Raw genomic sequence first — 8,377 nt, 5'->3', positions numbered from 1 at the left:
GCATTCGCGAGCAAGCCCGCTCCCACACTACGGATGCGTGTTTAATCGGAAATGATGGGCAAGCCGAAAAATGCGCGGGCACAGGCGGTGCTACGGGCGGCCAGGTCTTCCTGGCTTTCTCCCCGGTGCAATGCGACTTCGCGCAACGTTTCCGTCAGGTAGGCCGGTTCGTTGCGACCATTCTTGGGTTTGGGGCGCAGCGTGCGAGGCAACAGGTACGGTGCATCGCTTTCAAGCATCAAGCGAGTGTGAGGAATTTCCCGTACCAATGGATGCAAATGGGTGCCTCGGCGCTCATCGCAAATCCAGCCTGTGATGCCTATATGCAAGTCCAGGTCTAGATAGCTGAACAGGGCTTTTTTTTCACCGGTAAAGCAGTGCACCACCGCTGCGGGCAATTGGTCGCGAAAATCCCGCAGGATTTCCAGCAGGCGCTGATCGGCATCACGTTCGTGAAGGAAGACCGGCAATTGCAACTCCACCGCCAGGGCGAGGTGTTCTTCCAGGACTTTTTCCTGCTGCGGGCGCGGGGAGAAGTCCCGGTTGAAATCCAGCCCGCATTCACCCACTGCGCGGACGCGGTCTTGTTTCAGCAGGTCTTTGAGATGCCGGGCGCTATCGGCGGTCCAGTCGCTGGCGCTATGAGGGTGAATACCGGCGGTGGAAAACAGCCGCTCCCCAGTGTCATCGAGGCGCTGGCACAGCTCAAACGCCTGCTCACTGCCCTCGACACTGGTACCGGTCAGGACCAGTTGGCAGACACCGGCTGCATAGGCGCGCTCAAGCACGGCCTCGTGTTTGTCGGCAAAACTGGGGTTGGTCAGGTTGACGCCGATATCGATGAGTTGCATGGTGCTACCTCGACCCAAAGGCCGCAAAGCATATCAGAGCTGTAGATTTATAAGAAAAGCCAAGAACTACAACGAGTTGAGGCTGTCTGTTGAGGCCGCCAGACCGGTTGGGTTGGTATAAACGCCAGCACTGTGCCAGTCTTTCGCACTTTTCAGCGCCCCAGGTGCTCTGTTTCTGTCGACCCCAGCTTCGATATTTCAAGGCTGCGGGCCGCGGTATCCTTTCGGAGAGTGGATGACACGTCCCCAACTGTTGCTGCTGTGTTGTTCGCTGTTGCTGCCGATGCCGATGCCGGCGGAGGCGCGGCTGCCCGGCCCGGTACAGGTGGTAGCACCGACTACGGTGCGCGACCTTGCGCAAATCCGCAGCAGCCGGGTCCTGAAGGTACTGGTCAACCAGAGCCGCAACAGCTCTGGCGAAGTCAAGGGGCAACCCATTGGCGTCGAATATCATCGGTTACGTGCCTTCGAGCAATACCTCAACGGCCACGCTCGGGATGACCAGAAAATCACCCTCAAGATCATTCCCAAGGCCAAGGATCAACTGCTGGGCGCCTTGCAGCGCGGAGAAGGCGATCTGGTCGCGCCCGGCGAGTTGCTCGAGCCCCTGGCTGGCCTTGCGGTCAGCGCCAGCAACCCGATTCGCACCGACGTGCCGTTGCTCCTGGTGGGAGCCAAGGGCCAGCGGCGCTACACACGCGTAGAGCAACTGTCGGGCAAGACCCTGGCCCTGCCCAACGGTAGCGCCGCAGGGGAGGCCCTGAGTCAGATCAACCAGAAACTGGCACTGCGTAAATTACCACCGGTGAAGATCGAGTGGGTCGACCCGACCCTGGCGGTGGAAGATGTGCTGGAAATGGTTCAGGCCGGGATTTTCCACCTGACCATCGTCGAGCAACCCATCGCCGAACGCTGGAGCAAAATCCTGCCCAAGCTGCGTTTCGACCGGCAGGTGCTCATTGGCGAGCCGGCTGACGAGTATTGGTTTGTTCGTCGTGACGCCGCCATGCTGCGTGCGAGCATCGACCGCTTCCTGACGACCTATAAGGCACCCTCCAATCAGGACGCCGCGTTTCTGCGCATCTATCGACGCTTGTACCGGGTTCACTATCCGCTGGCCCGTGCCAATCGCCAGCGTCTCGAGAAACTGCGCCCGGTGCTGCAAAAACATGCCACGGCCCAAGGCATGGATTGGCTGAACCTGGCGGCGTTGGCGTTCAAGGAGTCTTCCCTGAAACCCAATGCCCGCAGCGGCAGCGGCCCTACGGGCCTTATGCAGATTACCCCATCAGCCGCCCAGAGGGTCGGGGTGCGCAACATCCAGAACCTGGACGCCAACGTGCAGGCTGGCGCCAAGTACCTGGCCTTGATACGCCGAAAGTTTTTCGCCAGCCCCAAGCTCAACGAGCGCGAGCGAATGGCCTTCGTCCTGGCCGCCTACAACATGGGGCCTGAGCGCGTCCAAGGCATGCGGGCCGAGGCCAGACGGCGGGGGCTCAATCCCAATCAGTGGTTCTTCCAGGTCGAACGCATCGCCATGGAGCAGGTGGGAATGGGCGCAGTAAGCTACGTTAATAGTGTGAACAAATACTATCTGGCGTTTGATCGTGAACGGGAGTCGCTGGAGCCCAGGGAGCAAAAGGTTGTTGTGCGTAAATGATCGAGTAAACTGATTGGTATCACGGATTTTTTCCGCTTTTATCATGCATTTTGTTGATTAATATGGCGGCCAACCCACTTATCCCAAGGAATGAACCTAATGAGCACTTTCATCAACAAAGTTCTGTTTACCCGAGCTGGTTATGGCCTGACTGTCCTGCGCATTGTTGTCGGGATCATCTTTGCGGCCCACGGCGCACAGAAACTCTTCGGCCTGTTCGGTGGCTACGGCCTGACGGGAACGGCGCAGTGGATGGAAAGCATTGGCCTGACCCCCGGTTATCTGATGGCGACACTGGCTGGCGGTACCGAGTTTTTCGCCGGCCTGGCCTTGATCATCGGCTTGCTGGCCCGTCCAGCGGCGTTGGGACTGGCCTTCCTGTCGCTGGTGGCGATTTTCTCCGTGCACATTGGCAACGGTCTGTTCATGGCCAACAACGGTTATGAGTTTGCCCTGGCTTTGCTGGCAGGCAGCGTTGCGGTGCTGATCGAAGGTGCAGGCAGGTTGTCGGTCGACCAGGCCATCGCCCGCTGATTGCGACCTGAATCATCAGAGGCCCGTCTGGAACGGGCCTTTTTTGTGCGCGCAGATTCTTGACACTGACTGGTCAGCTTCTCTAGGATGCCGCTCATGCGCCGATTTAAACAGCTACTTGCGGGGCGCCAGGTGACTCATTCAGTCACCGATAGAAGCCGGTAAAACACGGTTTCGAAATACCGCTAAAGCGCTGGTTCGGTGTTGCCTCTCACCTGCCATGCAGACTTTTGAGGCAGAGACACGACACGATGAACGCATCCAGCCCCCTTGTACGTCTTGCGCCGATCACGGCGAACCTTCTGCAACGCAATCCAAAAATCCTTCTGGGCGGTACTCACCAGCCTACGCTGTTGCGCTATCTCGACGGCTGGCCGCGACGCAACCACGGGCCGGCGGCGTTTCTTATCCAGTTTGTCGAAGACGGTGAGTCGTTGGCGCGTTTTGCCAATGACAGCTTCGATCTGGCAGTCATCCAGTCGCCCAATGCGGCGGATGCCCCCGAAATGATCCGGCAATTGACCCGCGTGGCCCGGCAGGGGCTGATTACTCGCCGTTGAGGCGAGCAATCCTTGTCAGGGCCCAGCGGGTGAAGCTTTTATAGGTATTCAATGTGGGTGACATATAAAAGCTGTTCCCCGGCGGGCGTTTGAACCTTGATCTCAGCATCCAGCGCTTTGCCGATCAACGCTCGCGCCAAGGGCGAGTCGATGCTGATGAGGTTCTTTTTCAGGTCCAGTTCGTCGGGGCCGACGATGCGATAGCGAGACTCTTTGCCGTCCTCATCTTCAACCGTGACCCAAGCGCCGAAATACACTTTGTTTGGGTCGCTGGGTTTTTCACTGACCACCTTGAGGGCTTCCAGGCGCTTGGTGAGGAAACGCACGCGGCTGTCGATTTCCCGCAGCATTTTTTTACCATAGGTGTACTCGGCATTTTCCGATCGATCCCCTTGGGCCGCTGCCTCGCTGACCGCTTGGGTCACCTGAGGGCGGCGCACATGCCAAAGCTCATGAAATTCGGCGCGCATCCGCGCCTCACCCTCGGGGGTGATCAGCGCAGTGCCGGCGGTGCGGGGTGGGCGATAACGGCTCATGGCAACTTCTTGTGGTGGCGAAGCCGGGAGTCTATCAACCCTCGCGCAAGACTGTCAGCGGGCTCGCGTTGAGCGCTCGACGCGTGCCGAACACACCGGCTGCCCCGATCAATAACGCTCCCACCAGCGGCAGTACCAGCAACCATGGATGCGGATGCCAGGGCAGGTCGAACGCGTAACGGTAAAGCACCAGACTCACCAGTTCCGAACCCAGGGCCGCGAGCAAGCCGCTGACCGCTCCCAGCAGCCCGAACTCGATGCGCCGGGCCTTGACCAACAAGGTTCGTTCGGCACCCAGGGCGCGGAGCAGCGCACCCTGGTGGATCCGTTCATCGAGGGTGGCTTGCAGGCCGGAGAACAGCACGGCCATTCCCGCAGCCAGTACAAACAGCAACACATATTCCACGGCCAGGGTGACCTGGGCCAGGATGCTGCGCAACTGCTCGAGCAGGGCTTCGACTTGCAGGATCGTCACCGCCGGGAAGGCCCGGGACAGGTCGACAATCTGCTGGTCGTGGCCCGCCGCCAGATAGAAGCTGGTGAGATAGGTGGCCGGTAGATCCTTCAGCGTGCCGGGTTGGAAGATCATGAAAAAGTTAGGCTGGAAGTTGTCCCAGTTGATTTCTCGCAAGCTGGTGACCTTCGCCTCGCGATTGACGCCGCCCACGTTGAAAACCAGACGGTCCCCCAGCTGGATCTTGAGGTTCTCGGCCACCTTGCCTTCTACCGAAACGCCCGGAATATCGTCCGGCGGTTGCTGCGGCCACCAGGTCCCGGCCGTGACGACGTTGCCCGCCGGCAGGTCTGCAGCCCAGGTCAGGCTCAAGTCGCGCTGCAGGGCCCGGTCACCGGCCGAGTCCTTGGTGACAAACTCCTTGGCCGGCTCGCCGTTGATACTGATCAGGCGTCCGGGTACCACGGGGTAGAGCGGCGCCGATTGAGCCGACAACGCCAGCAGCTTGTCGGTGAAGGCCTGCTTGTCGTTGGGCAGAATGTTCAGGGCGAAATAGTTCGGGGCGTTTTTCGGCAACTGGTTTTGCCAGGTGTCCAGCAACTCGCCGCGCAAGAGGGCGATCAGCGCCATGGACAACAGAATCAAGCCGAATGCCAACGCCTGGCCGGCTGCCGCCAAGGGGTGGCGCAGCAACTGGCCCAGGCCTAGCCGCCAGGGTAACGAGGCGCGGGCCAGCATCCTGCGCAGGCTCTGGAGCAGCAGCAACAGCAGGCCGCCGAGCACCAGCGCTGCAATGACGCCGCCACCCAGCAGGGCGAACGTCAGGACCAGGTCCAGGCTCAAGCGCCACATGATCAGGCCAAGGGCACCCAGGGCGGCCCCATAGACCACCCAGGTGCTGGAAGGAATCGGCAGCATGTCCCGGCGCAAAACGCGCAAGGGGGGTACCCGTCCCAACGCGGCCAGTGGGGGCAGGGCGAAGCCCGCCAACGCCACCATTCCGGTACCGATTCCGGCAATGGCCGGCAGCAGGCCACCCGGCGGGACGGTGGTGGGTAACAGGTCATGCAGCAGTGCAAACAGTCCCAGTTGGGCGAACCAGCCGAGCAGGGCACCGCTGATGCTGGCCAGCAGGCCCAGCACGGTCAGTTGCAGACTGAACAGCACCATGGTTTCCCGACGCGACAAACCCAGGCAGCGCAGCAGGGCGCTGGCATCAAAGCGTCGGGTGGCAAAGCGGTTGGCCGAGAGCGCGACGGCGACGCCGGACAGCAGCACCGCCACCAGGCTGGCCATGTTCAGATACCGTTCGGCCTTGCCCAGGGCGCCCCCGATCTGCCGGTTGCCATCGCGTGCATCCTGCAGACGCTGATTGGGCTCCAGGCCCGGCTTGATCAGGTCGCGGTAGGTTTGCAGCGCTGGCGCCGGGCCGCGCCACAGGTCGCGATAACTGACGCGGCTGCCGGGCTGCACGACGCCGGTCGCGTCCAGGTCCTTGAGGTTGATCATGACCCGGGGCGTGAGGCTATAGAAATTGCCGGCGCGATCCGGTTCGTAGGTCAAGACGCGGCTCAGGCGCAAGGGCTGGTTGCCGACGTCAATGCTGTCGCCTATTTTCAGGTCCAGTGCCGTCAGCAACCGTGCTTCAACCCAGGCCTCGCCAGGGTTTGGTCGCCCGCCGGTTTCCTCCGGGGCGAACGGGGCAGGGGCGCTTTTCAGTTCGCCGCGCAGGGGGTAGATGTCATCGACGGCCTTGACGCTGGAAAGCTGAATGCCATTGTCGGTGGCCACGACGCTGGAGAACTCCACCACCCGGGCATGTTCGAGTCCCAGATCGGTGCCACCGCGAATCTGTTCGGGGCGGGCAGGCGAGCTGCCTTCGAGCAGCAGGTCGGCGCCAAGGAATTCGGTGGCGCGCATCATCATTGCGCCGTTGAGACGGGCTCCGAAGTAGCCGATGGCGGTACTCGCCGCCACCGCCACCAGCAGGGCGAAGAACAACACCCGCAGCTCGCCGGCGCGGGCGTCGCGCAGCAATTGACGGACAGCGAGACTGAACAGGCGCAACAGCGGCAAGCGTGCCATCAAGGCTCCAGGGGGGCGACCATCTGGCCGGCTTCAAGTCGAATCAGGCGCCGGCAGCGATGGGCCAGGCGTTCGTCATGGGTCACCAGCACCAGGGTCGTGCCGCTTTCCTTGTTCAACTCGAACAGAAGATCGCTGATGCGCTCACCGGTGTGGCTGTCGAGGTTGCCAGTGGGTTCGTCGGCAAACAGCACGTCGGGCTCGGCCGCAAAGGCACGGGCAATCGCTACGCGTTGCTGCTCGCCGCCGGAGAGCTGGCGGGGCGAGTGGGTCAGGCGCTGGCCCAGGCCGACCCGCTGCAGCAATTCCGTAGCGCGTTCGCGGGCATCCTGGCGACCATCAAGCTCCAATGGCAGCATGACGTTCTCCAGCGCATTGAGGCTGTCGAGCAACTGGAACGACTGGAAGACAAAGCCGACATGCTCGGCGCGGATCCGGGCCCGCTGGTCTTCATCCAGAACACTGAGGGCTTGACCTGCGAGGGTCACTTCACCGCTGCTGGGCAGGTCGAGGCCGGCCAGCAGGCCCAGGAGGGTGGATTTGCCGGAGCCGGATGCGCCGACAATGGCCAGGCTGTCGCCCTTGTTCAGTTCCAGGCTGAGTTCGTGCAGGATAGTCAGTTCACCTTCCGCGCTGGGAACCACTTTGCTAAGGTCCTTCGCGGTGAGAATGCTTGAGCCCATGGAGAATCCGATGCGTGTGTGGTTTTTGAGTGCCGGCCTGGCCTTGATGTGCATGGCCCAGAACGCAGCGGCGGGTACGGTCCTGATCGTTGGCGATAGTATCAGCGCCGCTTTCGGCCTGGATACCCGGCAAGGTTGGGTATCCTTGCTCGAACAACGGCTCAAGGCCGAAGGTTTCGACGACAAAGTGGTCAATGCCTCTATCAGTGGCGACACCAGTGCAGGCGGCCAGGCGCGGCTACCGGCGCTGCTTGCAGCCCATAAGCCGGACCTGGTGATCCTGGAGCTGGGTGGCAACGATGGCCTGCGCGGACAGCCACCAACACAATTGCAACAAAACCTTGCAGCGATGATCGACAGCTCCCGCGCCAGCGGTGCCAAGGTGCTGTTGCTGGGCATGCAGTTGCCGCCCAATTATGGGCGGCGCTACACCGATGCCTTCGCCCGGGTCTACAGCACCCTGGCCGAGGAGAAAAACGTGCCGCTGGTGCCATTTTTTCTTCAGGACGTTGGCGGTGTTCCGGGGATGATGCAGGGCGATGGCTTGCACCCGTCCGTCGCGGCTCAGGGCAAGTTGCTGGAAAATGTCTGGCCGACGCTAAAACCGCTGCTGTGACGCTTTTCTACAGGCGGTCTTTCGGCTAATGTGGCGCCCCCGATTTGGAGCCCCCGATGCCGCGTCCCGCCTGGTCCCTTTTTGCCTACCAACTGATCGAGCCTGACGAACAGCTGGACCTGTTCGCCTGCCAGGAAGTGCGGGTGCATCTGGTGACCCGGCAACTGGAGCTTGGTGGCTCGGCCGACCGGACCCTGTGCGGCAGCCTGCTGCCGGCCCAGCCGCGCTGGTCGGCTGTTGATCGCAAGATATTCCAGGACCATCGCCTGTGTTCATTGTGCCGGGCGATCCTGGAGTCCCAGAAGCGCGGCACCTCGCCGATCTGGCCGGAACTGCGGTTCGAATTGTAATTCCCAGATTCCCGGCATGCCCCTTGTGGGAGCGAGCCTGCTCGCGAT

9 protein-coding genes are annotated in these 8,377 nt (G+C 61.6%); 5 read left to right on the top strand and 4 right to left on the bottom strand.

Annotated elements, in window-relative coordinates; translation table 11 throughout:
- Positions 1 to 41: 41 nt before the first annotated feature.
- Positions 42 to 851, bottom strand: coding sequence for a TatD family hydrolase (locus tag HU811_RS22150; RefSeq protein WP_186658096.1), 810 nt, complete (start codon positions 849 to 851; stop codon positions 42 to 44).
- A gap of 235 nt (positions 852 to 1,086) precedes the next feature.
- On the opposite strand from HU811_RS22150, the gene HU811_RS22145 reads away from it, so the two are divergent.
- The 3 genes from HU811_RS22145 to HU811_RS22135 all read left to right on the top strand — a co-directional run bounded on the left by HU811_RS22145 (position 1,087) and on the right by HU811_RS22135 (position 3,605).
- Positions 1,087 to 2,511: an MltF family protein gene (locus tag HU811_RS22145; protein WP_186658095.1), complete on the top strand. Its 1,425-nt coding sequence runs from the start codon at positions 1,087 to 1,089 to the stop codon at positions 2,509 to 2,511.
- Positions 2,512 to 2,610: 99 nt separating this feature from the next.
- A complete protein-coding gene (locus HU811_RS22140) occupies positions 2,611 to 3,045 on the top strand; it encodes a DoxX family protein (protein ID WP_092397707.1) in 435 nt (144 codons plus the stop codon).
- A gap of 251 nt (positions 3,046 to 3,296) precedes the next feature.
- Positions 3,297 to 3,605 carry a hypothetical protein gene (locus HU811_RS22135; RefSeq protein WP_092397709.1) on the top strand — a complete coding sequence of 103 codons (309 nt, stop codon included), beginning with the start codon at positions 3,297 to 3,299 and terminating at the stop codon, positions 3,603 to 3,605.
- Between the two features lie 38 nt (positions 3,606 to 3,643).
- On the opposite strand, the gene greB is transcribed toward HU811_RS22135, so the two are convergent.
- From greB to HU811_RS22120, 3 genes are read right to left on the bottom strand one after another with little or no spacing between them, the layout of a single operon-like run.
- On the bottom strand, positions 3,644 to 4,141 hold the full coding sequence (greB, locus tag HU811_RS22130; RefSeq protein WP_092397711.1) for a transcription elongation factor GreB: 498 nt from the start codon (positions 4,139 to 4,141) through the stop codon (positions 3,644 to 3,646).
- 34 nt (positions 4,142 to 4,175) lie between these two features.
- Entirely contained in the window at positions 4,176 to 6,680 is a 2,505-nt protein-coding gene (locus tag HU811_RS22125; protein ID WP_186658094.1) for an ABC transporter permease, read from the bottom strand.
- Positions 6,680 to 7,363: an ABC transporter ATP-binding protein gene (locus HU811_RS22120; protein ID WP_092397715.1), complete on the bottom strand. Its 684-nt coding sequence runs from the start codon at positions 7,361 to 7,363 to the stop codon at positions 6,680 to 6,682. The genes HU811_RS22125 and HU811_RS22120 overlap by 1 nt, the downstream gene beginning before the upstream one ends.
- A gap of 10 nt (positions 7,364 to 7,373) precedes the next feature.
- On the opposite strand from HU811_RS22120, the gene HU811_RS22115 reads away from it, so the two are divergent.
- Entirely contained in the window at positions 7,374 to 7,979 is a 606-nt protein-coding gene (locus HU811_RS22115) for an arylesterase (RefSeq protein WP_092397717.1), read from the top strand.
- A gap of 56 nt (positions 7,980 to 8,035) precedes the next feature.
- Positions 8,036 to 8,329 carry a hypothetical protein gene (locus HU811_RS22110; RefSeq protein ID WP_047226351.1) on the top strand — a complete coding sequence of 98 codons (294 nt, stop codon included), beginning with the start codon at positions 8,036 to 8,038 and terminating at the stop codon, positions 8,327 to 8,329.
- The last annotated feature ends 48 nt before the right edge of the window (positions 8,330 to 8,377 follow it).

It is taken from the genome of Pseudomonas tehranensis (genome assembly GCF_014268615.1).
Taxonomy (GTDB): Bacteria; Pseudomonadota; Gammaproteobacteria; order Pseudomonadales; family Pseudomonadaceae; genus Aquipseudomonas; species Aquipseudomonas tehranensis.
Note: the sequence above shows the minus strand (reverse complement) of the source record. Positions and strands in the feature narration are given on the sequence as shown.

Coding starts and splice junctions, on each gene's coding strand:
- greB (WP_092397711.1), bottom strand. CDS start 4,141: ATGAGCCGTTATCGCCCACCCCGCACCGCCGGCACTGCGCTGATCACC.
- HU811_RS22110 (WP_047226351.1), top strand. CDS start 8,036: ATGCCGCGTCCCGCCTGGTCCCTTTTTGCCTACCAACTGATCGAGCCT.
- HU811_RS22115 (WP_092397717.1), top strand. CDS start 7,374: ATGCGTGTGTGGTTTTTGAGTGCCGGCCTGGCCTTGATGTGCATGGCC.
- HU811_RS22145 (WP_186658095.1), top strand. CDS start 1,087: ATGACACGTCCCCAACTGTTGCTGCTGTGTTGTTCGCTGTTGCTGCCG.
- HU811_RS22125 (WP_186658094.1), bottom strand. CDS start 6,680: ATGGCACGCTTGCCGCTGTTGCGCCTGTTCAGTCTCGCTGTCCGTCAA.
- HU811_RS22140 (WP_092397707.1), top strand. CDS start 2,611: ATGAGCACTTTCATCAACAAAGTTCTGTTTACCCGAGCTGGTTATGGC.
- HU811_RS22120 (WP_092397715.1), bottom strand. CDS start 7,363: ATGGGCTCAAGCATTCTCACCGCGAAGGACCTTAGCAAAGTGGTTCCC.
- HU811_RS22150 (WP_186658096.1), bottom strand. CDS start 851: ATGCAACTCATCGATATCGGCGTCAACCTGACCAACCCCAGTTTTGCC.
- HU811_RS22135 (WP_092397709.1), top strand. CDS start 3,297: ATGAACGCATCCAGCCCCCTTGTACGTCTTGCGCCGATCACGGCGAAC.